Raw genomic sequence first — 22,492 nt, 5'->3', positions numbered from 1 at the left:
CGCCCCGGCTCGCGCCCCATGGGGGGAGGGTGTAGAAGCGGGCGAACGCCCCGTTCGACTGGCCCGGGAGGCCCCGCCGCTTGACCCAGCCCATGCCGCCCCGCGCCCGGCCCTCCCGGCGGTTTCTGATGCTGCACGGGCCGTCCTCGCTGTTCTTCTCACGGCTTGCGGGCGCGCTCGAGGCGCGGGGGGCGGAGGCGCATCGCATCCATCTGTGCCCCGGCGACGCGCTTTACTGGCGCCGGCCGCGAGGACGGTCCTATCGGGGCGACGCGGCCGGCTGGCCGGATTTCCTGGGCGACGTCATCGCGCGGGAGGGGATCACCGACCTCGCCTTGCTCGGTAACAACCGCCCCCGGCACGGGCAAGCGGTGGCGCTGGCTTTGCGCCTGGGCATCCGCGTGCACCATGTCGAACTGGGCCTCGTCCGCCCGGACTGGCTGACGGTCGAACCCAACGGCGCCGGCCCCACCTTGCCGCTGCCCGAGGCGCCCGAGGCGGTGGCGGCGCTCGCCCGGGCCGAGCCGCCGGAGGAGCGGCGCCTCTTCCCCCCGAGTTTCGCGGAATACGCGGCGCTGGACGTGGGGTGGAACCTCGCGAACCTCCTGTTCTCCTGGGCCACGCATCCGCATTATGAGCGGCACGCGATCTGGCATCCGACCGCGGAATGGGCCGGTTTCCTGTGGAAATCGTTTCGGGCGCGCCGCGACCGGGATCATGCGGCGCGGGTCTGGGAGGCGTGGGGGCGGGGCGAGGCGCCGCTGTTCCTCCTCCCCCTGCAACTGCGCACCGATTTTCAGATCCGGGTGCACGGGCCCGACCCGGACTTGCGGGTGACGATGGCGGGCGTGATCCGCGACTTCGCCCGCCATGCGCCCGCGGCCGCCCGCCTGCTGGTCAAGGAGCATCCCGGCGACAACGGCATGACGCCGTGGCGGAGCCTGCTGCGCGACGAGGCCGCCCGCCACGGCGCGGCGGATCGGGTCGAGGTGATCGACGGCGGCGACCTGAACGCCATGCTGGCGCGCGCGGCGGGGGTGGTGACGGTGAACTCGACCGTCGGGCTTTCGGCGCTGCGGCGCGGCGTGCCGGTCAAGGCGCTGGGAAAAGCGGTGTTCGCGCGCGATGGGATGACCGACCCGCAGCCGCTGTCGGGTTTCTGGACGGCGCCCGTGGCGCCCGACCCGGCCCGCGTCGCGGATCTGCTCGGCGCGCTCGGCTGGGCCACCCAGTTGCGCGGCGGGTTCGAGGGCGAGGGCCTCGCCCCCGGCGCCGCCGCGATGGCCGAGCGGATGCTGGCCCCGGCCCGGCTGCCCGGACCGGGTTGACGCAACGCCTCAGCGGCAGAGCTCGAAGGTCATGTTGACCGTGGCCGACAGGGTCTGCTGCCCCTCGGCGATCGGCATCGCCTCGGCCGCCATCGATCGGGCGAACATCGGCTGGGGCGAGGAGATCTGGCCGCCATCCGACATCTCCAGCACGTCGCCGAGCTTCAGGCCCGCGGCTTCGGCCATCGCCTTGGCCTTCTCCATCGCGTCCCTGACCGCGGCGGCGCGGGCCTCGGCCATCAGGGCGTCGGTCTCGGAGATCTCCATGCTGATGCCCGAAACCTCCGTGGCCCCGGCGTCGGCGGCGGCGTTCACCACGTCGCCGAAGCGCGCGATGTCGACCAGCGACACCCGGAGCCCGTTCGCCGCCCGCCAGGCGACGATGGCGGGGGCCTTGCCCTGCTTGGGCTCGTCGCGGACCGGGTAGAGAGAGACCTCGGTGGTCTGCAGGTCGGCGTCGGCGATGCCCTTGTCCTTCAGCGCCTTGAGCATGGCCTGGGCCTGCGAGGCGGCTCCGTTCAGCGCATCGGCCGGCGAGGCGGCCTCGGTCTCGGTGCGCAGGCTGACGCGCAGCAGGTCAGGGGCGGCGGCGGTTTCGCCCATGCCGGTGATCGCGAGGCGGCCGGGGCAGGTGGAGGCCTGCGACGCGTTGTTCTGGGCGACGGCGGTCTGGGCGACCGCGGCCAGCGTCAGGGCGGCGAAAAGCGTGGGAAGCGGGCGGGGCATGGATGATCTCCTGCGGAAAAACTCGGAACGTGTCGGATAGCGCGGGATCTTACCCGGCCTGCGGCGGCGGCGGGGCGTTTTCGAGGCCCGGAGACGAAGCCGCCGCGCTTCGGGCGAAGCGCGGCGGCGGTTTCCAGGTCGGTCGGACGGTCGGACCCAGGCGCCCGAACACCCCAGCCGGAGGCGGTCAGCCGGTCATGCCGTCCCAGAACGATTTGACGCGGCTGAAGAAATCCGAGGCGCCGGGCGAGTTGTCCTTGCCGGCCTCTTCGAATTCCTTGAGCAGGTCCTTCTGGCGCGAGGTCAGGTTGACCGGGGTCTCCACCGCCAGTTCGAGGTAGAGGTCGCCGCGCCGCCCGCCACGCAGGTTGGGCATGCCCTTCTCGCGCAGGCGCAGCTGCTTGCCGGCCTGGACGCCGGCAGGGACTTTGACGCGGGACCGTCCGCCGTCGATCAGCGGGGCCTCGATTTCCCCGCCCAAAGCGGCGGCGGTCATCGGCACCGGGATCCGGCAATGCAGGTCGACGCCGTCGCGTTCGAAGATCGAGTGCGTCTCGACCTCGATGAAGATGTAGAGGTCGCCGTTCGGCCCGCCCATCACCCCGGCCTCGCCCTCGCTGGCGAGGCGGATGCGGGTCCCGGTCAGCCCTGCTGGGCCCGCACCTTGCCGAGGCCGGAGCAGGTGGGGCAGGCGGCCGGCTGGGCGCCGCCCTCCGCGCCCGTGCCGTTGCAGGCGTCGCACTGGACCGAGCCGGGGACGGTGATCGTCTCCTGCTTGCCCTTGAACGCCTCCTCCAGCGTCACCGACAGGTTGTAGCGCAGGTCCGAGCCGCGCGCGGCGCCCGAGCGCCGACGCTGACCGCCGCGCTGGCCGCCCATGAATTCGCCGAACAGATCCTCGAACACATCCGAGAAGGCCGAGCCGAAATTCGGATCGCCGCCGGGGCCGCCGGGGCCCGGGCGGAAGCCGCCGGGGGCGCCGCCGCCGCCGTTCTCGAAGGCCGCGTGGCCGAACTGGTCGTAGGCCGCCTTCTTCTGCGGATCCTTGAGGCAGTCATAGGCCTCGTTGACCAGCTTGAACTTGCCCTCGGCTTCCGGATCATCCCGATTGCGGTCGGGATGGGTGGCCTTGGCCTGGGTGCGGTAGGCCTTCTTGATCTCTTCCTCGGAGGCGCCCTTGGCGATGCCGAGCACCTCGTAGAAATCGCGTTTCGCCATGCTTCGCATCACTCCCGTTTCACCTGGCCCCGATGCGCCCGGAACCGTTGCTCACGGTCCCTCATGCGACGGTTGCGCGCCCGGCGGATCGCCCTGGGGTCGGGGGAGCGCCCTGCGCACCGTTCCCCGGGATCCGGCCGTGGTCAACCGCCGCGCGGCTGCGGGGCGGATCGCCGGCATATGGCCCTGGGCCCGGTCGCGCCACGGCCCCGCCCCCGGTCAGGGGCGGGGCCGCGCAGTCGCGACCGGTCCGGTCCGGACCGGCCGTCAGCGTCAGCCGGCCTTGCGGCCGTCGTCCTTCTCTTCGGTGAACTCGGCGTCGAGCACATCGTCTTCGGCCTTGGCCGGACCGCCCTCGGGCGCTTCGGCGTCGGTCGGGCCTGCGGCTTCGGCCTGGGCCTTGTAGATGGCCTCGCCCAGCTTCATCGAGGCTTCGGTCAGGGCCTGGGTCTTGGCCTTGATGTCCTCGGCCTCCGGCGCCTCGGCCTCGATCGAGGCCTTGAGCGCGGCCACCGCGGCCACGATCTCGGCCTTCACCGTCTCGCCGGCCTTGTCGCCATGTTCGGCGAGCGATTTCTCGGCGCCGTGGATCAGGCTTTCGGCGTGATTGCGGGCTTCGACCACCTCGCGACGCTTCTTGTCGGTTTCGGCGTTGGCCTCGGCGTCCTTCACCATCTTCTCGATATCGTCGTCCGAAAGGCCGCCGGAGGCCTGGATGGTGATCTTCTGCTCCTTGTTCGTCGCCTTGTCCTTGGCGCCGACCGACACGATGCCGTTGGCGTCGATATCGAAGCTGACCTCGATCTGCGGCAGGCCGCGGGGCGCGGGGGCGATGCCCTCGAGGTTGAACTGGCCGAGGGACTTGTTGTCCCGCGCCATCTCGCGCTCGCCCTGGAAGACGTTGATGGTCACCGCGGTCTGGTTGTCGTCGGCGGTGGAGAACACCTGGGACTTCTTGGTCGGGATCGTGGTGTTGCGGTCGATCAGGCGGGTGAACACGCCGCCCAGCGTCTCGATGCCGAGCGACAGCGGCGTCACGTCGAGCAGCACCACGTCCTTCACGTCGCCCTGCAGAACGCCGGCCTGGATGGCGGCGCCCATGGCCACGACCTCATCGGGGTTGACGCCCTTGTGGGGCTCCTTCCCGAAGAACTTGGCGACCTCTTCCATGACCTTGGGCATGCGGGTCATGCCGCCGACCAGGACCACTTCGTCGATCTGGGCCTTGGAGACGCCGGCATCCTTCAGCGCGTCGGCGCAGGGCTTGAGCGTGCGGGCGATGAGGTCGCCCACGATCGACTCCAGCTTGGCGCGCGACAGCTTCAGCACCAGGTGCAGCGGCTGGCGGGTGTCGGGGTCCATCGAGATGAACGGCTGGTTGATCTCGGTCTGGGAGGAGGACGACAGCTCGATCTTCGCCTTTTCGGCGGCTTCCTTCAGCCGCTGCAGGGCGAGCCGATCCTTGGTCAGGTCGACGCCGGACTGCTTCTTGAACTCTTCGGCGAGGTATTCGACGATGCGCATGTCGAAGTCTTCGCCGCCGAGGAAGGTGTCGCCGTTGGTCGACTTCACTTCGAACAGGCCGTCGTCGATCTCGAGGATCGAGATGTCGAAGGTGCCGCCGCCGAGGTCATAGACCGCGATGGTCTTGCCCTCGGTCTTGTCGAGCCCGTAGGCCAGCGCCGCCGCGGTCGGCTCGTTGATGATGCGCAGCACTTCCAGGCCGGCGATCTTGCCGGCGTCCTTGGTGGCCTGACGCTGAGAGTCGTTGAAATAGGCCGGAACGGTGATCACGGCCTGGGTCACGGTCTCGCCCAGATAGGACTCGGCCGTCTCCTTCATCTTCTGAAGGATGTAGGCGGAGACCTGGCTGGGAGAGTACTTCTCGCCGCGGGCTTCCACCCAGGCGTCGCCGTTCTTGCCCTCGACGATATGGTAGGGGACCATCCCCTTGTCCTTCTCCACCGCCTTGTCGGAATACCGGCGCCCGATCAGGCGCTTGACGGCGAAGAGGGTGTTTTCCGGATTGGTGACCGCCTGGCGCTTGGCCGGCTGGCCCACGAGCCGCTCATCTTCGGTGAACGCGACCATGGAGGGCGTGGTGCGCGCGCCCTCGGAGTTCTCGATCACCCGGGCGCTCGCGCCATCCATGATGGCGACGCAGCTGTTGGTGGTCCCGAGGTCGATTCCAATGACTTTAGACATGCGTGTTCGTCCTTTCGTTCGGCGATCTGCGAGGCCGGGTCCGCTCGCGGCCCCCGCCCTCCATCCCATCGCGTCGGATCCGCGGGGCGGAGCGTGACGCTTGGCCGGGATATAGGCGCCGAGGGGGGAGGCTGCAAGCGATCCGGGGCGTGAGGTTCGCCCCCGAGCGCAAAGCGCCGCAGGGGCAGACGGAGGGCGGGCTGCCGGTCGACCGTCAGGGCCCCGGCGGGACGGCGGGGGCGGGCGGGGCCGCGATCCCGCCCCCCAGCCCGGACCGGATTTCGGCGAGCGTGGGCACGCGCAGGGCGCAGACCTCCGCCGCCGCCGCATCGAGCATGGAGGGGGTTTCGGCAGGGTTTCCGGCGGGGCTGCTGGCCGGATCTTCCGGCCCCAGCGCCGCGTCCATCTCCTGCAAATCGTCCATCGTGGCGCAGGCGTCGCGCAGGTCGAGCGCGGTGAAGCCGACCACGGCGGCCGCGCCGAGCCAGGGCACGCTCTCGGCCAGCACCGCGCCGGCATTGCGCGCCGCCCCCCGCGCCACGCGGGTCGAAACCCGGCGCGTCGCCGCCCGGATCGCGGCCTTGCGCGGGGCGACGGCCGCCGCCGCGCTGGCGGCGGTGCGCCCGACCACGGTGCCGACCCCGACCGCGGCCAGCGCGCCGTTGGCCACCGCCGCCACGCCGGACACGGTCAGCGTCGCCACGTTCAGACCCAGCATGGCGAGGAACACGATCAGGGTGGAGAATCGCCACGCGATGCGGAACAGACGGAACAGGATGGTCAAAGGCGGGCTCCTGCGGGGGCTGGCATGGGGCGCAAGATGGGGGCCCGGATGACGGATGCAACCGCGGGGCGGCCGGCGCCGCTGATGCTGAACGGGGCGGAGATCTGGAAGGGCTGGCTCGACCGCCCGGCGCAGGAGGCGATGGTGGCCGACATCCGCGCCGTCGCCGCCGCCGCCCCCTTCCAGCGATTCGCCACCGCCTGGGGCAAGCCGATGTCGGTGCGCATGACCGCCGCCGGGCGGCTCGGCTGGGTGATCGAGCGCGGCCGCTACCGCTACGCCGACCGCCACCCCGAGGGCGGGGCCTGGCCGCCGATCCCGCCCGCCGTGCTGGAGATTTGGCGCGCGGTGGCCGACTGGCCCGACGACCCCGACTGCTGCCTGGTCAACTGGTATGGCGAGGGCGCGCGGATGGGTCTGCATCAGGACAAGGACGAAGGCGAGTTCGCGGCGCCGGTGGTCTCGATTTCGCTGGGCGATCCCGCGACGTTCCGGGTGGGGGGGACGGCGCGGAGCGACCCGACCCGCTCGGTGAAGCTCGAAAGCGGGGATGTGGCGCGGCTCGGCGGGGCGTCGCGGCTCGCCTTTCACGGGGTGGACCGGATCGGCTTCGGCGGCTCGACCCTGCTGCCGGCGGGCGGGCGGATCAACCTGACGCTGCGGGTGGTGCGGGGGTGATCCCTCAGATCGGGGCGCGGACGGGGTCGTAGGCGTAAATCCGGTCGTTGAGCCCCTGGGCCTTGTCCGGCGCGACCCGCGCCAGCAGTGCCAGCGCCGCCGCCTTCGCCATCTGCTCGGGGATGGAGCGGGAGTGGAAGCGCCTGCCGGTCCGCGCCGCGGCCGCCTGCAGCCAGGTCGCCCGCGGTTTGCGCGCCGCCTCCCAGGCCGCAAGGCCGGACGTCAGCTCATGGCTGGTCAGCGCCCGGCCGAGCATCGCCGCATCCTCCAGCGCGAGACCCGCGCCCTGGGCGAGGAACGGCAGCGTCGGATGCGCGGCATCGCCGGTCACCGCCACCCGCCCCTCATGCCAGCGCGCGAGCGGCGCGTGGCGGAAGAGGCCCCATTGATAGGTCTCGTCGACCGCGGCGAAGAGCGCGCCGACCTCCTCATGCCAGCCGTGGAAGCTGGCGCGCAGCGCGTCGGGATCGCCGGGGGCGGACCAGCCCTCGGCCGTCCATTCCTCGCGCGTCTCCACCGCCACGAAGTTCAGCAGCCGGCCTTCGCGCAGGGGATAGGTCACCAGATGCCGGCGCGGACCCATCCACACCGTGCAGCGGGGCGCCAGAAGCCCCGCCGGCAGGCGATCCGCCGGGACCGTGCCGCGCCAGGCGACGAAGCCGGAATAGCGCGGCCGCCCGCGCGAGGTCAGCGCCTCGCGCACCACGGATCGCACGCCGTCGGCGCCGATCACCAGATCCGCCTCGATCCGCCCCGCATCGGTATGCAGCGCCGCGCCGCCGCGGATGTCTCCGGCGCGTTCCGCCGTCACGCCGGTGCGGATCTCCGCCCCGGCATCCCGCGCCGCGCGCTCCAGGATCGACAGCAGATCGGCGCGGTGGATGTGCAGATAGGGCGCGCGCCAGCGCGTTTCCGCCGTGCGGCCCAGCGCCAGACGATACACCTGCCGGCCCGAGCCATGCAGCCGCAGCACCACCGCCTCGGGCCGCGAGGCCACGGCCTGCACCGCCTCGCCCACCCCCAGCGCGTCGAGCGCGCGCATGGCGTTGGGCGACAGCTGAAGCCCGGCGCCGACCTCGGTCAGCGCGGGCGCGCGTTCGATCACGGCGGCGCCATGCCCGGCGCGGCCAAGCGCCACGGCCATGGCGAGCCCGCCGATGCCGGCCCCGGCCAGCGCCACTTGCAGCCTGCGCCCCATGCGCGGGCCCCCCTTCGCATTGGTCGCGCGCGTCGGCCGGGCGTGGCCCCGCGCGTCGTGATTCCCGGAGGCGACGCCCCGGTCGGGCCGTTGCGAGGCCGGAGCGGGGCGGGCGATCCTTCGTGCGCGAACGATAGCGGGCGCGAAGCGCTGCGAACAGGGGATGCGGCGACATCGGCGGGCGCGCAACCGCCCCGCGGCCCGATTTCGACGGTCGCGGCGCCAGCGACGCGTTGACCCGGCGGGGCCGGCGCGGCTATCACGCCAGGGATGGCCCCGTGGCTCAACTGGATAGAGCAGCCCCCTCCTAAGGGGCAGGTTACAGGTTCAAGTCCTGTCGGGGTCACCATCGCTTCCGGTCCCGCATCACGCCCGGCCGCGGCCGATGCGGCCCCGATCCATGATTTTTCGTTCATCGCCGTCCGCCCGCGGCCCGAGAGCCTATTGTCCGGACGCAGGGGCTGACCTACCACGGCTGCGCGACATGAGGCGCCGCCCCCGCCGGGCCGAATTTCTGAGGAGAGACGCATGCGGATCGCGATGATCGGGACGGGCTATGTGGGTCTGGTGTCCGGGGTGTGTTTCTCGGATTTCGGCCATGACGTGGTCTGCGTCGACAAGCTCGCCGCCAAGGTCGAGACCCTGCGCGCCGGCGGCGTGCCGATCTATGAGCCGGGCCTCGACGAGATGCTGGCGCGCAACGTCGCCGCCGGCCGGCTGAGCTTCACCACCGATCTGGCCGAGGCGGTGGCCGGCGCGCGGGCCGTGTTCATCGCGGTCGGCACGCCCACCCGTCGCGGCGATGGCCATGCCGACCTGACCTATGTCTACGCCGCCGCGCGCGAGCTCGCCGACGTGATCGACGACGGCGCGGTGGTGGTCACCAAATCCACCGTCCCGGTCGGCACCAACCGCGAAGTCGCCCGCGTGATCTCCGCCCGCCTGGCGGAGACCGGGCGCGACATCCGCTTCGAGGTCGCCTCCAACCCCGAATTCCTGCGCGAGGGCGCGGCGATCGAGGATTTCATGCGCCCCGACCGCGTGGTGTGCGGCGTCGAATCCGAAGCGGCCGAGGCGGTGATGACCGAGATCTACCGCCCGCTTTCCCTGCGCGAAGCCCCGGTGATGTTCACCACGCTCGAGTCGGCCGAGGTGATCAAATACGCCGCCAACGCCTTCCTCGCCACCAAGATCACTTTCATCAACGAGATCGCGGATCTCTGCGAAAAGGTCGGCGGCGACGTGAAGGCGGTGGCCAAGGGCATCGGCATGGACGGGCGCATCGGCTCCAAGTTCCTTCATGCCGGGCCGGGCTACGGCGGCTCGTGCTTCCCCAAGGACACCGCGGCGCTCGCCCGCATCGGGCAGGACCACGCCCTGCCGATGCGCATCGTCGAGACGGTGATGGCGGTCAACGACGCCCGCAAGCGGCGCATGGTCGACAAGGTCATGGACCTCTGCGGCGGCTCGGTGAACGGCAAGAGGATCGCCGTGCTGGGCGTGACCTTCAAGCCCGAGACCGACGACATGCGCGACAGCCCGTCGCTGGTCATCGTGCCGTCGCTGGTGGGCGGCGGGGCCAAGGTCTCGGTCACCGATCCGCAGGGCCGGCGGGAGGGCGAAGCGCTGCTGCCCGGCGTGACCTGGGTCGACGACGCCTATGCGGCCGCCGAAGGGGCCGACGTGGTGGTGCTGCTGACCGAGTGGAACCAGTTCCGCGCCATCGACCTCAAGCGCCTGCGCTCCGTGATGAGGGGCGACGCCTTCGCCGACCTGCGCAATGTCTACGCCCCGGCCGAGGCGGTGGCGGCGGGGTTCCGCTACGTCTCCATCGGCCGGCCCGACGCCGCCCCGGAAGCGGGCTGAAGCGGAAGGCCGAGCGGCAGGGGATGCGCCCCGGCCCGCTCGGACCCCTGGGAACATCCGTTTTCCGGGCGCGTCGCGCCTGATCCGCAGGATCGTGCCGCCGTCGGATTCGGCGATGAAGAGGCCCCGGTTCTGCCGCCCGCCATAGGCGCAATGGGCGGGCGTCAGGCCGGTGCGCGAGCGGATGCGCAGGATCGGCTTGTCCAGCGCGCTGAACGGCCAGACCACGCCGAGCCTGAAATCGCGGACCGCGAGCGTTCCGGCCGCGTCCGGCCCCATCCCCTCCGGTCCGCGGCCCCCCGCCATCGCGATGAACCGACCCGCCTTCGAGGTGCGGCCGTCCCGCAGCAGCGGCGCCCGCCAGACCGCGTGGTCGCGGGGCACGGCGACGCGCATCATCGTCTCGTCCGGGCTCATCGCCAGCCCGTTGGGGCGAGGAAGTTGGACCGGACCGCGTCGAGCCGCCCGTCGGGAGCAAGCCGGCTGAGGCGCCCGGCGGGGTGGTGCAGGCCGGTCAGGCCCCGATCGGCGAACCGCAGGTCGCCGCGTCCCGCGAAGAACAGGCCGTCGACGCCCTTGAACCGCGCCAGCGACGGGCGGTCGGAATGGGGCGAGCGGGCGCCGCGTGGAGACCCGTTGCGCCGGGACCGCCCCGAAGCTGAGCTGCCGGAGGCGCTGCGGCGCGGAAACATAGAGGTACCGCAAACGGCTGAAGCATTTCTCGTCGCCCAGACAGATGGCCTGAGGGACGGTCAGGGAAGGGCGCCGGCGACGCCTCCTGATGCACCCTCGCGATGCCGGCTCGGGCGCGTCGGCGGGGCGGGCGAAGCGAACCGGGCGACCGTCCACCGGCGCCCGCCCTCGGCAGGCGCGCGGCGATCAGCACGCCGGCGAGCGCCGATGGAAACCCCGAGGCCGCATAGGTCAGGCGCGCCACCTGGCGGACCTTGATCCCCATGCTGCGGGCGGAGCGGCGCCAGCCCCCGCCAGCCCCCGCCAGCCGATGCGCAGCCGGGCGACGGTGATGTGGATCAGGATCGCGATCACCGCCATGAACAGGAAGCGGACCGGCAGGCCGAAGACATCTCCGATTCCGATGAAGAACCGGATGGCGTCGTCGAGAAACCTGCCCGCGGTCGCCATCGCGTATCTTGGCGGCGGAAGGTCCATCGCCGCCCGCACGCCGATCAGCGCCATCAGGTTGGTCGGAAACGCCTGCCGCCTGAGAAACCCGATGAGGACGCCTTTGACCCGCCCGCCCAGCGCGCCCAGCGCCAGCGCGGTGGGGATCGCGGTCCACAGGGGCCATCCCGCCGCCGACGGCAAGCGCCCGTGCCGCCAGGTTCTGCGGCGCGCAGGTCGAACTGACCGACAGGTCGATCCCCCCGCCGCCATCGCGGTCATCATGGCGCGGGTGACCAGCGCGAACTCGCCCAGCCGCAGCCCGGTGTCCGAGATATCGCCCGCCGACCAGCAACTGGGGATCTGCGCATTCATGAACAGCGCCAGCCCCACCCGCAGCCGGAAGGGGATGGCGTTGGCGGTCCACCGCTTCCTGAGGATCGCGCCCAGCAGGGGATCGGGGATCCGGCGGTCGTGCAGCCGGAGCGCCGCTTCGGGGAAGCTCGCGTCACGCTCATGTCAGGGGGGGCGACGGCCCCGGAGGCCGCCGCCGCCGGCCGTCTAGGCTGGCCGCGTCGCTGCAGGCGGCCGAGGGGCCGGAAATGGGCGTCGTCGATGGTATCGCCGAGATCATCTTCAGGGGCGAGCGGAGCTTGGCCTCGGTCTCGCCCGCCTTCCCCGCCTCCTTCGCCGCCGCCGCCGTGCCGGTGTGCATTGCGTCACGGAAACCGATGGCGGCGCAGAGGTCGGGGCGCCGCTGCCACACGATCGCGGTGATGGTGCGCGCCTTGGCGGCGTCCCAGCCGGCGGCCTGGCCGGAGACGAGCTTGATCTCGGAAGGCTGAGGAGGTTGTCCACGCCGCGCATGGTGCAGGCCTACGCCGCCGCGGCCAGCACGCCCTGCGCGATCTGCACCTTGCCGGTCGTCCCCGCTCGACGCCTTCGCCTTGAGGGGGCAGGCCCAGGTCGGATCCTCGGCTCGGGATGTGGTCGCGATCATCTCCCGCGCCGAGGCGCAAGTGGGTAGGCCGAGGGCGTTGTTCTCAGTCGCCCCTGTCACGGCGCGGCGAAGCGCATCGGCGCCCGGCCGGTCCGCACGCGGGAGCGCCGGTCCATCGCGCCCGCCCGCCCCACGAAAAAGCGCGGCGCCCAGGGGGCGCCGCGCGTCGCGTTTTCGGGGAGCGTTCTGGAGGGAGCGCTGTCGCGCCCCGAAGGATCAGACCCGCTCGATGATCAGCGCGGGGGCCATGCCGCCGGCGGCGCACATGGTGACCAGGCCGCGCTTCAGGTCGCGCCGCTCCAGCTCGTCGATCAGGGTGCCGATGAGGATGGAGCCGGTGGCCCCGATCGGATGACCCAGCGCCATCGCGCCGCCGTTCACGTTCACCTTGTCACGATCCAGCTTCAGATCGCGGATGAACTTCTCGGCGACCACCGCGAAGGCTTCGTTGATCTCCCACAGGTCGATGTCGTCCACGGTCAGGCCGGCGCGGGCCAGCGCCTTGCGGGCGGCCGGCACCGGCGCGTTCAGCATCAGCTCGGGGCTGTCGCCGATGTTCACCGCGGTGACGATGCGGGCGCGCGGCTTCCAGCCGTTGGCCTCGCAGGCCTCCTTCGAGGCCACCAGCATCGCCGCGGCGCCGTCGACCACGCCGGACGAGTTGCCGGCATGGTGGATGTGCTCGATCTTCAGGTCCGGATAGGCCTTCTCGATCAGCTGGCGATGGGTGACGCCGGTGTCGTCCACCGGCATGTCGAGCATGCCCTCGAAGGCGGGCTTGAGCTGGGCCAGACCCTCGAGCGTGGTCTGCGGGCGGGGGAACTCCTCATGGCTCAGCGCCACGGTGCCGTCGGCCTTGCGGACCTCGATGAGCGATCGGTCGAAGCGGCCCTCGGCGATGGCGCGGGCGGCGCGGACCTGCGATTCGACGGCCAGCTCCTCCGTCGCGCGGCGGGAAATCCCTTCCAGCGTGGCGATGGCGTCGGCGCAGATGCCCTGGCCGACCTGGGGGTGACGCTCGCGCAGGCGCATGTTGCCGCCGTCGAAGCTGACCTTGCGCCGGCCCTCGGGGGAGGATCCGTAGGACATCATCTCGCAGCCGCCCGAGATCACGATGTCCTGCAGGCCGGCCATGACGGTCGCCGCGCCCAGCGCCGCGACGGTGAGGCCCGAGCCGCAGAACCGGTCGAGCGTGACGCCCGAAGCGCGCACGTCATAGCCGGCGTCGAGCGCGGACATGCGGCCGAGGTCGCCGCCCTGCTTGCCGGACTGGTTGGAGCAGCCCCAGATGATGTCGTCGACCTGGGCGGTGTCGATGTTGTTGCGGTCGCGGAGCGCCGACAGCACGGCGGCGCCCAGATGCTGCGGATGCATGTCCGCCAGCGCGCCCTTGCCGACCTTGCCGATGCCGCGGGGCGTGCGGCAGTGATCCACGATGAAAGCTTCGGCCATGACGATTCCTCTCCAATGGCACGCGGCCTTGGCGGCCGTCGTCGGAGGGCGAGCATAAGCCCCTTAATCGAGCGATGAAACCATGTTCCGCCTGGCGCGACGTGGTGCTGCACTGCGTGATGACATCCGGCTCGGGCGGGGGGCGGACGCCCTCCCGCCCGGGCCGGTCCCCTCACATGGCGGCGAGCACGATGGTCTTCGACCGGGTGAAATGCGCCAGCATCGCCTCCAGCGACGCCTCCTTGCCGAGGCCGGAGCGGCCGAAGCCGCCATAGCTGAGGTTCGGCTGGATGGTGAGGTTCTGGTTCACCTGCACATAGCCCGCATTGACCCGGCGCGAGGCGTCGAGCGCAACCCCCAGATCCCGGGTCCAGATCGTCGCCGCCAGCCCGTAGCGGGTGGCGTTGGCGGCGGCGATCACCGCCTCGTAGTCGTCCCAGGGCTGGATCACAGCCACCGGGCCGAAGATCTCCTCGCGCACGCAGGGGCTGTCTTCGGGCAGGCCGAGCAGCAGGGTCGGCCGCATGAAGAGGTCGGGGGCGACGCCGGCCTCGGGGGTCTTGCCGATGCGGCGGACCTCGGCGCCCTCCGTCGCCTCGGCGATGGCGACGTAGCGCTCCACCGTCGCCTTCTGGGCCTCCGAGATGATGGTCCCGACGTCCGTCGCCTCATCCAGCGGATCGCCGATCACCAACGCCTCCAGCTTCGCGGTCAGGCCCTCGAGGAAGCGGTCGTAGAGGTCCCGGTGCACGTAGATGCGCGAGGCGGCGGTGCAGCTTTGCCCCTGTCGGGTGAAGCGCATCCCGGAGACGGCGCCGGCCACCGTCTTCTCCAGATCCGCGTCGGCGCAGATGATCATCGGGGACTTGCCGCCGAGCTCCAGCGACACCGGGATGATCCGGTCGGCGCCCGCCCCGTAGACCGTCTCGCCGACTTCCTCCGAGCCGGTGAAGGTGATCTTGGCGACCAGCCGGTGATTGGTCAGCGGGGCGCCGCATTCGAGCCCGTCGCCGACCACCACGTTGACCACGCCGGACGGCAGCACCGCGTCGAGGATCGCGGCGGCGGCGAGCGTGGCGAAGGGCGCCTCCTCGGCCGCCTTCACCACCACGGTGTTGCCGGCGACGAGCGCGGGCGCGATCTTCAGCATCATCAGCACCAGCGGCACGTTCCAGGGCAGGATCGCGGCGACCACGCCCAGCGGCTCGCGCATCGTCACCGACAGGGTCCTGGGGTCGAAGGGGATGGTCTCGCCCTTCAGCTCCGACCCGAGGCCGCCGTGGAATTCCAGCAGGTCGGCGGCCACCGCCAGCTCGCCCCGGCACTCGGTGCGCAGCGCCTTGCCGGTTTCGCGGGCGAGCAGGCGGGCCAGCGGCTCGGACTGGGCCAGCAGGCGCCGCCCGGCTTCGGCCACCAGCTTGCCGCGGGCGCGGGCGGGCATCGCGGCCCAGGCGGCTTGGGCTGCGGCGGCGGCCTGCACCGCGGCGTCGACCTCCTCCGGGCCCGAGGCGGCGGCCATGCCGAGCACCCGCATATGGGCGGGTTCGTTCACCGCCATGCCCTCGCCTGGCGCTTCGACCAGCGCGCCCCCGATCAGGTTGCGCCGCTCCAGCGCGGCGAGCCAGGCCTGCGCGCGGGCCTCCGGGTCGGTGTCGGCGGCGTCGAGCGGCGAGAAGGGCTTGTTCATGGCGGTCGGTCCGGGTCGGCGCAGGGCGCGGGAATCGAGCGCGGTCGCCGGGGGCGGCCGCGGTGAGGTCCCCGGCCTCCCAAGGGAAGGCCGGGTCTTGCAGGTCAGGTCAGAGCGTGGCGGCGACGGCCCCGATGGCGGCGTCCACCGCATCGGCGATCGTGTCGATCTCGGCGGCGGAGACGATCAGCGCCGGCGAGAGGCAGAGCGTGTTGTTCAGCCCGGGCAGCGAGCGGTTGGTCATGCCGATCATCACGCCGCGCGCGCCGGTCTCGGCCACGATGCGGGCGACGATCTTCTCGTCCAGCGGCGCTTTCGTCTCCCGGTCCGCCACCATCTCGACGCCCTGGAACAGGCCCATGCCGCGCACGTCGCCGACGATGGCGTGCTTGGCCTTCATCTGCTCCAGCCGCGCCATCAGCTGCGCGCCGCGGGCGACGGTGTTCTCAAGGAGACCCTCCTCCTCGATGATCGCCAGGTTCTCCAGCGCCGCGGCGGGGCCCGATGTGCAGCCGCCGAAGGTGGAGATGTCGCGGAAATGGCTCAGCGGGTCGGAGGCGTCGTCCTTGAACATGTCGAACACGCGCTCGGTGGTCACGGTGCACGAGATCGCCGCGTAGCCCGACGCGAGCCCCTTCGCCATGGTCACGATATCGGGCTTCACGCCGAACTGCTGGTAGCCGAACCAGGTCCCGGTCCGGCCCATGCCGCAGACGACCTCGTCGATATGCAGGAGGATGTCGTATTTCGCGCAGATCTCCTGCACCCGCTCCCAGTAGCCGGCCGGGGGGACGATGACGCCGCCGCCGGCGGTGATCGGCTCCAGCACCAGGCCGCCCACGGTTTCGGGGCCTTCGCGCAGGATCACTTCCTCAATGGCGTCGGCGGCGCGCTGGCCGTAGTTCTCCACGTCCCACTGCTTGCGGTATTCGAGGCAATGCGGGACCTGCACGAAGCCGTCGGGGAACGGGCCGTACTGCATGGCGCGCTCGGGCTGTCCGCCCGAAGCGAGGGCCGCGATGGTGGTGCCGTGGTAGTCCCGCTCCCGGAACAGGATCTTGTATTTCTCGCCGCCGTATTTCTTGTGGGCGATCTGGCGGATCAGCTTGTAGGCCTTCTCGTTCGCCTCGGAGCCGGAGTTCGAGTAGTACACGCGGGACATTCCCGGCATCTTCTCGATCAGCTTCTCGGCGAAGAGCGCGGCGGGGATCGAGCCGGCGGCCCCGGCGAAGTAGTTCATCTTGACCAGCTGATCGCGCACCGCATTGGCGATCCGCTCGCGCCCGTAGCCGACATTGACGGTCCACACGCCCCCCGACACGGCGTCCAGCATCTCGCGCCCGGTGGCGTCCCAGACCTTCAGGCCCTTGCCCTCGACGATCACGCGCGGATCGGAGGTCTCGAACGCCTTGTGCTGGGTCAGGTGGTGCCAGACATGGGCCTTGTCGGCCTCGATGACATGGGAGAGATCGTTGGCATTGGCGACGACGTTCATTCCGGTACTCCTAGGTCTCTCCCGCGGGGACGGCAGGCGGTGCGAGCCTGTCCTAAACCGTCGGGACGGGGGGCGTTAGGTCCAGGCTGGACCAAATCGGGGGCCAGAGCGGGTCAGCCCTCCAGCGGGAAATGGCAGGCGACCTTGGCCTCGCCAAGGCGGCGCAGCGCGGGTTTTTCGCTGGCGCACCGCGCCTGGGCCCGGGGGCAGCGCGAGGCGAAGGCGCAGCCCCTGGGCAGGTTCATCGGCGAGGGCGGATCGCCCTTCGCCGAAGCCGCCCGCGCATAGCCCGCCGACTTGCGCCGGGCGAGCGAGGGGGCCGCGTCGAGCAGCGCCGCCGTGTAGGGGTGGCGGGGCGCGGCGAAGAGCGTGGGCCGGTCGGCGTATTCGACGATCTCGCCCAGATACATCACTGCGATGTCGTCGCAGATGAACTGCACGACGCCGAGGTCGTGCGAGATGAAAAGATACGACAACCCGAACTGGTCCTGCAACCGACGCAGCAGATTGAGCACCTGCGCCTGGATGGCGACGTCGAGCGCCGACACGGGCTCGTCGCACACGATCAGTTTCGGATTGGTCGCCAGCGCCCGGGCGATGGAGATGCGCTGGCGCTGCCCGCCCGAGAACTGGTGGGGGAAGAGGCTCATCTGGTCGGGGCGCAGGCCCACCAGCGCGAACAGCTCGCGCACCCGGTCGGCGCGGTCGGCCTTCTCGCCCACGTCCATCAGGTCCAGCGGCTCGCGCACGATGGCGCCGACCCGGTCGCGGGGGTTGAGCGACGAATAGGGGTCTTGGAAGATCACCTGCATGTGCCGGCGGCGCAGGCGCAGCTGCTCGGGCGGCAGGGCGAGGATGTTTTCGCCCTCGAACATCACCGCGCCGCCGGAGGGTTCGACCAGCCGCACCGCGGCCATGGCGGTGGTGGTCTTGCCGGACCCGGACTCGCCGACGATGCCCAGCGTGCGGCCGTGGTGGACTTTGAAATCCACCCCGCGCACGGCGTGCAGATGGTCCCGCTCCGCGAAGGGCGATTTCTTCGGCATCGGGAAGCGGACGGAGAGGGCCGCCGCCTCCAGCAGCGGGGTCGCGCCGGGGGCGGGAGTGGGGGAGGTCGCGGGGAAGGGGGTTGCGACGCTCATGCGGCGACCTCCGTCTCGGCGGCATGGCAGGCGGTGGCGTGACCGGCGCCGAGCAGGCCGGGCCGTTCGCGGCGGCAGCGGTCGTGGACCCGCGCGCAACGCTCGGCGAAGGCGCAGCCGTCGCCCAGCAGATGCAGCGGCGGCACCACGCCGGGGATCTCCTGCAAGGCCGGCAGCCGCTCGGTGGACGCCGCCGCCCGGCCGAGCGCGGGAATGCAGCCGATCAGGCCGGCGGTGTAGGGGTGGCGCGGATCGTCGAGGATGTCGTCGGCCAGCCCCTGTTCGATCACCCGGCCCGCATACATCACCGCCACCCGGTCGGCCATTTCGGCGATGGCGCCCATGTCATGGGTGATCATCACGATGGCCACGCCGAACGTCTCCTGAATCTCGCGCATCAGGTCGAAGATCTGGGCCTGCACGGTGACGTCGAGCGCGGTGGTCGGCTCGTCCGCGATCAGCACCTTGGGCCGGCAGGAGATCGCCATGGCGATCATCACCCGCTGACGCATCCCCCCCGACATCTCATGCGGATAGGAGGACGCGCGGCGGGCAGGCTCGGGGATCCCCACAGTCTTCAGCAGTTCCACCGCCCGGTCCCGCGCCTCGCGCTTGGACACATCCTGGTGGAGCATGATCGCCTCGGCGATCTGGTCGCCGGCGGTGAAGACGGGGTTCAGCGAGGTCATCGGCTCCTGGAAGATCATCGAGATGTCGCGGCCGCGCAGCTGGCGCATGCGCCGCGCGTCGGCGCGGGTGATGTCCTCGCCCTCGAACAGGATGCGGCCCCCGGTGAGGTGGCCTGGCGGGTTGGGGATCAGCCCCATCATCGCCAGCGCGGTGATGGATTTTCCGCAGCCGGACTCGCCGACGATGCCCAGCGTCTCCCCCGGCATGACGTCGAGGCTGATGCCCGCCAGCGCCGTGACGCGCCCATGGCGGGTGTCGAACTGGACCTGCAGGTCCTGGACGGACAGGATCGGTTCCATGCTCACCTCGACCGCAGCTTGGGATTGAAGGCGTCGTTCAGCCCGTCGCCGATCAGCGAAATGGCGAACACCGTCAGGAAGATGGCGAGGCCGGGCAGGGTCACCGGCCACCACGCCTCCAGCAGATAGCCGCGGTTCTGGCCGATCATCAGCCCCCAGGACATGGTGTTGGGATCGCCGAGGCCGAGGAAGCTGAGCCCCGCCTCGAACAGGATCGCCACGCCGATGGTCAGCGTCGCCGACACGATCAGCGGCGGCAGGGCGTTGGGCAGCACCACGCGGAACATGATCCGCCCGTTCTTCGCCCCGATGGACCGGGCGGCGGAGACGTATTCCAGCTCCCGGATCCGCAGGAACTCGGCGCGGGTCAGGCGCGCGGTCTGCGGCCAGCTCACCACCCCGATGGCGATGGAGATGGTCACCAGCGACGGCGAGAAGAGGGTGACCAGAACCATGGCGAACAGCAGCGCGGGCAGCACCTGGAAGAACTCCGTCACCCGCATCAGCAGATCATCCACCCAGCCGCCGAAATAGCCCGACAGCGCGCCGACGAAGATGCCGATGAAGACGGTGAGCAGCGCGGCCGAGGCCCCGACCGCCAGCGTCGGCCAGCCCCCGGTCAGCAGCCCCGCGAGGATCGAGCGGCCGAGATAGTCGGTGCCGAGCGGCGCATAATCCACTTCCTCCATCGGGGGCGTCATCGGGGCCCAGACGATCTCGTAGGGGTCGGCGTCGAAGAAGAAGGCGCCGTATAGCAGCGCCAGCAGGATCAGGCCGAGGATGGCCGTGCCCAGCAGCGCCGGCCGGTTGCGCAGGAAGATCCCCCAGGATTCGCGCAGCGGGCTGACCGCGTCCACGGCAGGGCCGGCGGAAGCGACGGAGATATCGGTCATTTGCGGGCGCCTCCGGTGCGGATGCGGGGATCGGCCAGGCGATAGCTCAGGTCGGTGAGAAGATTGGCGATGACCACCATGGCGGCGGCGAAGAACAGCACGCCGAGCAGGGTCGGGTAGTCGCGGCGCAGCACGCTGTCGAAGGCGAGCCGCCCCATGCCCGGCCAGTTGAACACGGTCTCGACCAGCAGCGCGCCCGAGATCAGGTTTCCGAACTGGATTCCCGCCACGGTAAGGATCGGCAGCACCGCGTTGCGCAGCGCGTGCTTGAAGGTCACCGCCCGCTCCGACAGCCCCTTCGCCCGCGCGGTGCGCACATAGTCCGCCCCCAGCACGTCGATCATAGAGGCGCGCGACAGCCGCGCGTATTGCGCGAGGAAGATGATCCCCAGGGTCGCCGCCGGCAGCGCCAGGTGATGGAGCACGTCGAGCGCATAGGCGAAGGCCCCGCCGGAGAAGCGGGCGGAGGTCATCCCCTCCACCGGGAAGATCGGGAGGATCGAGGCGAAGAGCACGATCAGCATCAGCCCGGTCCAGAACACCGGCGCCGCATAGCCGATGGTCGAGAACACCGAGACGAAGGCCGACCACGGCCCCTGGGGCTTGCGCGCCGCCAGCACCCCCATGAAGACGCCGAGCGTGATGGCGAAGACCTGCGCCGCCGCGACCAGCAGGATGGTCGGCACGATGCGCGCGCCGATCAGGTCCACCACCGGCTGATTGAAGAAGTAGGACTGCCCGAAATCGCCGCGCACGATGTCGCCGAGGTAAATGCCCAGCTGCACGATCAGGGGCTTGTCCAACCCGTAATCGGCGCGGATCCTCGCCATCATCTCGACGGTCGCGCCGCCCATCTCGCCCGCGATCACCTCGGCCGGGTCGCCCGGGGCCGCGTGGATCAGCAGGAAGTTCAGCACCACCACGCCCAGCAGCAGGATCACGCCGTAGGCGAGCCGCCTGAGGATGTAGCCAGATGCGCCCATGGGTGTCGCTCCGCGAATGCCTGCAGGGTCAGTCGGCGCGCCGCGAGACGGCGGCGCGCCGGTCGGGTCGTCGGCTCAGCGCTTCTCGGCCCAGAAGACGTCGTCCATCGACTGCATCGGACCCCAGATCGAGGTCGGCACGCCGCCCAGCCGCGTATCGTAGGCGGTGTGGTAGGGCACGGCGTTGATCCAGTGGATCGGCAGGTCCTCGCCCACGATCATCTGGAACTCGTCGTAGAGCGCCTTGCGCCTGGTCTCGTCCAGCTCCACCGCGGCGGCGTTGAGCAGCTCGTCCACCTTCGGGTTGGCGTAGCCCTGGGTGTTGGACCAGATCACCGGGCGGATGTTGTCCGACAGATACGTGCGGTGCACGCCGATCACCGGATCGCCCCAGTTGAACACCGTGTCCATGGTCATGTCGAAATCGCCCGCGGCGATCCGCTTGGCCCAGGTCGGGAAGTCGGGCGAGGCGCGGACCTCGACCCCGATCCCCACCTTGCCGAGCGCCGAGCGCAGGTATTCCGCGACGTTGCGCTGCTGCTCCTCGCTGCCGGGGATGAAGTCGACGGTCAGCGAGAAGCGGGTCCCGCCGTCGCCGGCCGGGAAGCCCGCCTCGTCCAGCAGGGCGGCGGCCTTCTTCAGGTCGAACTTGTAGTCGGGCATCTCGGGGTTGAAGAAGGGCGAGCTTTCGATGATCGGCCCGCGCTGGACCTTCGACACGCCGCGCTGCAGGGCCTTGGTGACGAAATTGCGGTCGACGGCGTAGCCGATGGCCTGGCGCACCTTCTTCTCGGCCAGCGGGCCCTTGCGCATGTTGAAGGCCAGCCAGTTGATCGGCCCGACGGCGTCGTAGCCCGCGTCGGTCACGGTCAGCCCGTCGGCGTCCGACAGCCGCTTGATCCCCTGGGAGGTGGTGAGGAACGGCATCATGTCGGCCTCGCCCCCCTCCATCGACAGGAGCGCCGCCTGGGTGTCGCGCACGATGCGGATCACGATGCGGTCGAGATAGGGCTTCCCGTCGAGGAAGAAGTCCGGGTTCTTCACCAGCACGATCTGCTCGCCGGGCGCGAAGCTCTCCAGCTTGAACGGGCCGGAGCCGACGGGGGCGGCGTTCGCCGGATGCGTGGCGATGTCCTGGCCGTCGCCGTAGATGTGCTTGGGGATGATCGGGCAGAGCGCGCCCGAAAGGGCCAGCATCAGCGCGGGATGCGGCTGGCTCAGCTTGATGACCGCGGTCAGCGGGTCCGGCGTCTCCACCGCCTCGACCGGGGCGAACATGGTCTTGAACGGGTGGTTGGCCTTGATGGTCTCGATGGAGAAGGCGACGTCTTCGGAAGTGATCGGTTCGCCGTCGTGGAATTTCGCGCCCGCCACCAGGCGCAGGGTCAGGCTGAGCCCATCCTCGGCCCAGTCCCAGGACTCGGCCAGATAGGGATGCGGCTGCCAGTCGCCGTCATAGCGGAGCGGCGAGGCGAAGATCTGCGTGCCGGGCACCGCGGTCGCCGTGCCGGACTGCACGGCGGGGTTGAGATGACGCGGCACCTGGGTGACGATCACCACCAGGTCGCCGCCGGCGGTCGGCTCGGCCGCGAAGGCGGGGCGGAGGCCCGTCGCGAGGGCGAGGGCGGCGGCGGACGCGAAGAGCGACCGGCGGGTGATGCTCATGATCTGGCCTCGTTGAAATTAATGCCTAAGACGAAGTCAGCATCCTTCGGGGGTGAAACGC

Annotated in this window: 17 protein-coding genes, 1 tRNA gene and 2 pseudogenes; 4 read left to right on the top strand and 16 right to left on the bottom strand. The window is 70.9% G+C overall.

All coding sequences use genetic code 11. The annotated features are described in order from the left end of the window. Positions 1–80 precede the first annotated feature (80 nt). Complete coding sequence (locus ACTB72_RS04630; RefSeq protein ID WP_463035816.1) at positions 81–1,328, top strand: capsular polysaccharide export protein, LipB/KpsS family; 1,248 nt, start codon at positions 81–83, stop codon at positions 1,326–1,328. A gap of 9 nt (positions 1,329–1,337) precedes the next feature. Here ACTB72_RS04630 and ACTB72_RS04625 read toward each other — a convergent pair whose 3' ends face one another. From ACTB72_RS04625 to ACTB72_RS04610, 4 genes and pseudogenes are all read right to left on the bottom strand, one after another. Further along, positions 1,338–2,054, bottom strand: coding sequence for an SIMPL domain-containing protein (locus ACTB72_RS04625; RefSeq protein WP_463035815.1), 717 nt, complete (start codon positions 2,052–2,054; stop codon positions 1,338–1,340). 187 nt (positions 2,055–2,241) lie between these two features. Next, positions 2,242–3,272 (bottom strand): annotated as a pseudogene (locus ACTB72_RS04620) (molecular chaperone DnaJ). Positions 3,273–3,545: 273 nt separating this feature from the next. Further along, entirely contained in the window at positions 3,546–5,477 is a 1,932-nt protein-coding gene (gene dnaK / locus ACTB72_RS04615; RefSeq protein WP_463035814.1) for a molecular chaperone DnaK, read from the bottom strand. Between the two features lie 214 nt (positions 5,478–5,691). Continuing rightward, positions 5,692–6,261, bottom strand: a complete 570-nt coding sequence (locus tag ACTB72_RS04610; protein WP_463035813.1) for a hypothetical protein — start codon at positions 6,259–6,261, stop codon at positions 5,692–5,694. 48 nt (positions 6,262–6,309) lie between these two features. Between ACTB72_RS04610 and ACTB72_RS04605 the strand changes: the two genes are divergently transcribed. Beyond that, positions 6,310–6,939 (top strand): alpha-ketoglutarate-dependent dioxygenase AlkB family protein, encoded by a 630-nt coding sequence (locus ACTB72_RS04605; protein ID WP_463035812.1) that lies wholly within the window; start codon positions 6,310–6,312, stop codon positions 6,937–6,939. Between the two features lie 4 nt (positions 6,940–6,943). Here the strand turns inward: ACTB72_RS04605 and ACTB72_RS04600 are convergent, their stop codons facing one another. Beyond that, a complete protein-coding gene (locus ACTB72_RS04600; RefSeq protein ID WP_463035811.1) occupies positions 6,944–8,137 on the bottom strand; it encodes an FAD-dependent monooxygenase in 1,194 nt (397 codons plus the stop codon). A gap of 272 nt (positions 8,138–8,409) precedes the next feature. On the opposite strand from ACTB72_RS04600, the gene ACTB72_RS04595 reads away from it, so the two are divergent. Both ACTB72_RS04595 and ACTB72_RS04590 read left to right on the top strand, forming a co-directional pair. Further along, positions 8,410–8,486, top strand: a tRNA-Arg gene (locus tag ACTB72_RS04595). A gap of 179 nt (positions 8,487–8,665) precedes the next feature. Then, complete coding sequence (locus tag ACTB72_RS04590) at positions 8,666–10,003, top strand: UDP-glucose dehydrogenase family protein (RefSeq protein ID WP_463035810.1); 1,338 nt, start codon at positions 8,666–8,668, stop codon at positions 10,001–10,003. A 123-nt stretch (positions 10,004–10,126) separates the two neighbouring features. Here the strand turns inward: ACTB72_RS04590 and ACTB72_RS04585 are convergent. From ACTB72_RS04585 to ACTB72_RS04535, 11 genes and pseudogenes are all read right to left on the bottom strand, one after another. Further along, positions 10,127–10,852, bottom strand: a pseudogene (locus tag ACTB72_RS04585) (SMP-30/gluconolactonase/LRE family protein); the annotation flags it as partial. Between the two features lie 75 nt (positions 10,853–10,927). Further along, positions 10,928–11,500 (bottom strand): hypothetical protein, encoded by a 573-nt coding sequence (locus tag ACTB72_RS04580; RefSeq protein ID WP_463035809.1) that lies wholly within the window; start codon positions 11,498–11,500, stop codon positions 10,928–10,930. A gap of 139 nt (positions 11,501–11,639) precedes the next feature. Next, complete coding sequence (locus ACTB72_RS04575) at positions 11,640–12,125, bottom strand: hypothetical protein (RefSeq protein WP_463035808.1); 486 nt, start codon at positions 12,123–12,125, stop codon at positions 11,640–11,642. 216 nt (positions 12,126–12,341) lie between these two features. Further along, positions 12,342–13,577 (bottom strand): acetyl-CoA C-acetyltransferase, encoded by a 1,236-nt coding sequence (locus ACTB72_RS04570; protein ID WP_463035807.1) that lies wholly within the window; start codon positions 13,575–13,577, stop codon positions 12,342–12,344. Between the two features lie 172 nt (positions 13,578–13,749). Further along, positions 13,750–15,264 carry an aldehyde dehydrogenase family protein gene (locus tag ACTB72_RS04565; protein ID WP_463035806.1) on the bottom strand — a complete coding sequence of 505 codons (1,515 nt, stop codon included), beginning with the start codon at positions 15,262–15,264 and terminating at the stop codon, positions 13,750–13,752. A gap of 109 nt (positions 15,265–15,373) precedes the next feature. After that, the gene (locus tag ACTB72_RS04560; RefSeq protein WP_463035805.1) at positions 15,374–16,759 is read right to left on the bottom strand and encodes an aminotransferase family protein; all 1,386 of its coding nucleotides are present in this window, start codon (positions 16,757–16,759) and stop codon (positions 15,374–15,376) included. Positions 16,760–16,872: 113 nt separating this feature from the next. Beyond that, on the bottom strand, positions 16,873–17,901 hold the full coding sequence (locus ACTB72_RS04555; RefSeq protein ID WP_463035804.1) for an ABC transporter ATP-binding protein: 1,029 nt from the start codon (positions 17,899–17,901) through the stop codon (positions 16,873–16,875). After that, positions 17,898–18,890 (bottom strand): ABC transporter ATP-binding protein, encoded by a 993-nt coding sequence (locus tag ACTB72_RS04550; protein WP_463035803.1) that lies wholly within the window; start codon positions 18,888–18,890, stop codon positions 17,898–17,900. The genes ACTB72_RS04555 and ACTB72_RS04550 overlap by 4 nt, the downstream gene beginning before the upstream one ends. Before the next feature lie 2 nt (positions 18,891–18,892). Continuing rightward, complete coding sequence (locus ACTB72_RS04545; protein WP_463035802.1) at positions 18,893–19,783, bottom strand: ABC transporter permease; 891 nt, start codon at positions 19,781–19,783, stop codon at positions 18,893–18,895. Next, entirely contained in the window at positions 19,780–20,766 is a 987-nt protein-coding gene (locus tag ACTB72_RS04540) for an ABC transporter permease (RefSeq protein WP_463035801.1), read from the bottom strand. Before ACTB72_RS04540 ends, ACTB72_RS04545 begins: the two co-directional genes overlap by 4 nt. A 75-nt stretch (positions 20,767–20,841) precedes the next feature. Continuing rightward, entirely contained in the window at positions 20,842–22,431 is a 1,590-nt protein-coding gene (locus tag ACTB72_RS04535; protein ID WP_463035800.1) for an ABC transporter substrate-binding protein, read from the bottom strand. Positions 22,432–22,492: the final 61 nt, after the last annotated feature.

The organism is Albimonas sp. (genome assembly GCF_055129145.1).
This window is presented reverse-complemented; position numbering and strand designations above follow the sequence as displayed.

Coding starts and splice junctions, on each gene's coding strand:
- ACTB72_RS04545 (WP_463035802.1), bottom strand. CDS start 19,783: ATGACCGATATCTCCGTCGCTTCCGCCGGCCCTGCCGTGGACGCGGTC.
- ACTB72_RS04555 (WP_463035804.1), bottom strand. CDS start 17,901: ATGAGCGTCGCAACCCCCTTCCCCGCGACCTCCCCCACTCCCGCCCCC.
- ACTB72_RS04605 (WP_463035812.1), top strand. CDS start 6,310: ATGACGGATGCAACCGCGGGGCGGCCGGCGCCGCTGATGCTGAACGGG.
- ACTB72_RS04535 (WP_463035800.1), bottom strand. CDS start 22,431: ATGAGCATCACCCGCCGGTCGCTCTTCGCGTCCGCCGCCGCCCTCGCC.
- ACTB72_RS04600 (WP_463035811.1), bottom strand. CDS start 8,137: ATGGGGCGCAGGCTGCAAGTGGCGCTGGCCGGGGCCGGCATCGGCGGG.
- ACTB72_RS04550 (WP_463035803.1), bottom strand. CDS start 18,890: ATGGAACCGATCCTGTCCGTCCAGGACCTGCAGGTCCAGTTCGACACC.
- ACTB72_RS04560 (WP_463035805.1), bottom strand. CDS start 16,759: ATGAACGTCGTCGCCAATGCCAACGATCTCTCCCATGTCATCGAGGCC.
- ACTB72_RS04565 (WP_463035806.1), bottom strand. CDS start 15,264: ATGAACAAGCCCTTCTCGCCGCTCGACGCCGCCGACACCGACCCGGAG.
- ACTB72_RS04575 (WP_463035808.1), bottom strand. CDS start 12,125: ATGATCGCGACCACATCCCGAGCCGAGGATCCGACCTGGGCCTGCCCC.
- ACTB72_RS04625 (WP_463035815.1), bottom strand. CDS start 2,054: ATGCCCCGCCCGCTTCCCACGCTTTTCGCCGCCCTGACGCTGGCCGCG.
- ACTB72_RS04590 (WP_463035810.1), top strand. CDS start 8,666: ATGCGGATCGCGATGATCGGGACGGGCTATGTGGGTCTGGTGTCCGGG.
- ACTB72_RS04540 (WP_463035801.1), bottom strand. CDS start 20,766: ATGGGCGCATCTGGCTACATCCTCAGGCGGCTCGCCTACGGCGTGATC.
- dnaK (WP_463035814.1), bottom strand. CDS start 5,477: ATGTCTAAAGTCATTGGAATCGACCTCGGGACCACCAACAGCTGCGTC.
- ACTB72_RS04580 (WP_463035809.1), bottom strand. CDS start 11,500: ATGAATGCGCAGATCCCCAGTTGCTGGTCGGCGGGCGATATCTCGGAC.
- ACTB72_RS04570 (WP_463035807.1), bottom strand. CDS start 13,577: ATGGCCGAAGCTTTCATCGTGGATCACTGCCGCACGCCCCGCGGCATC.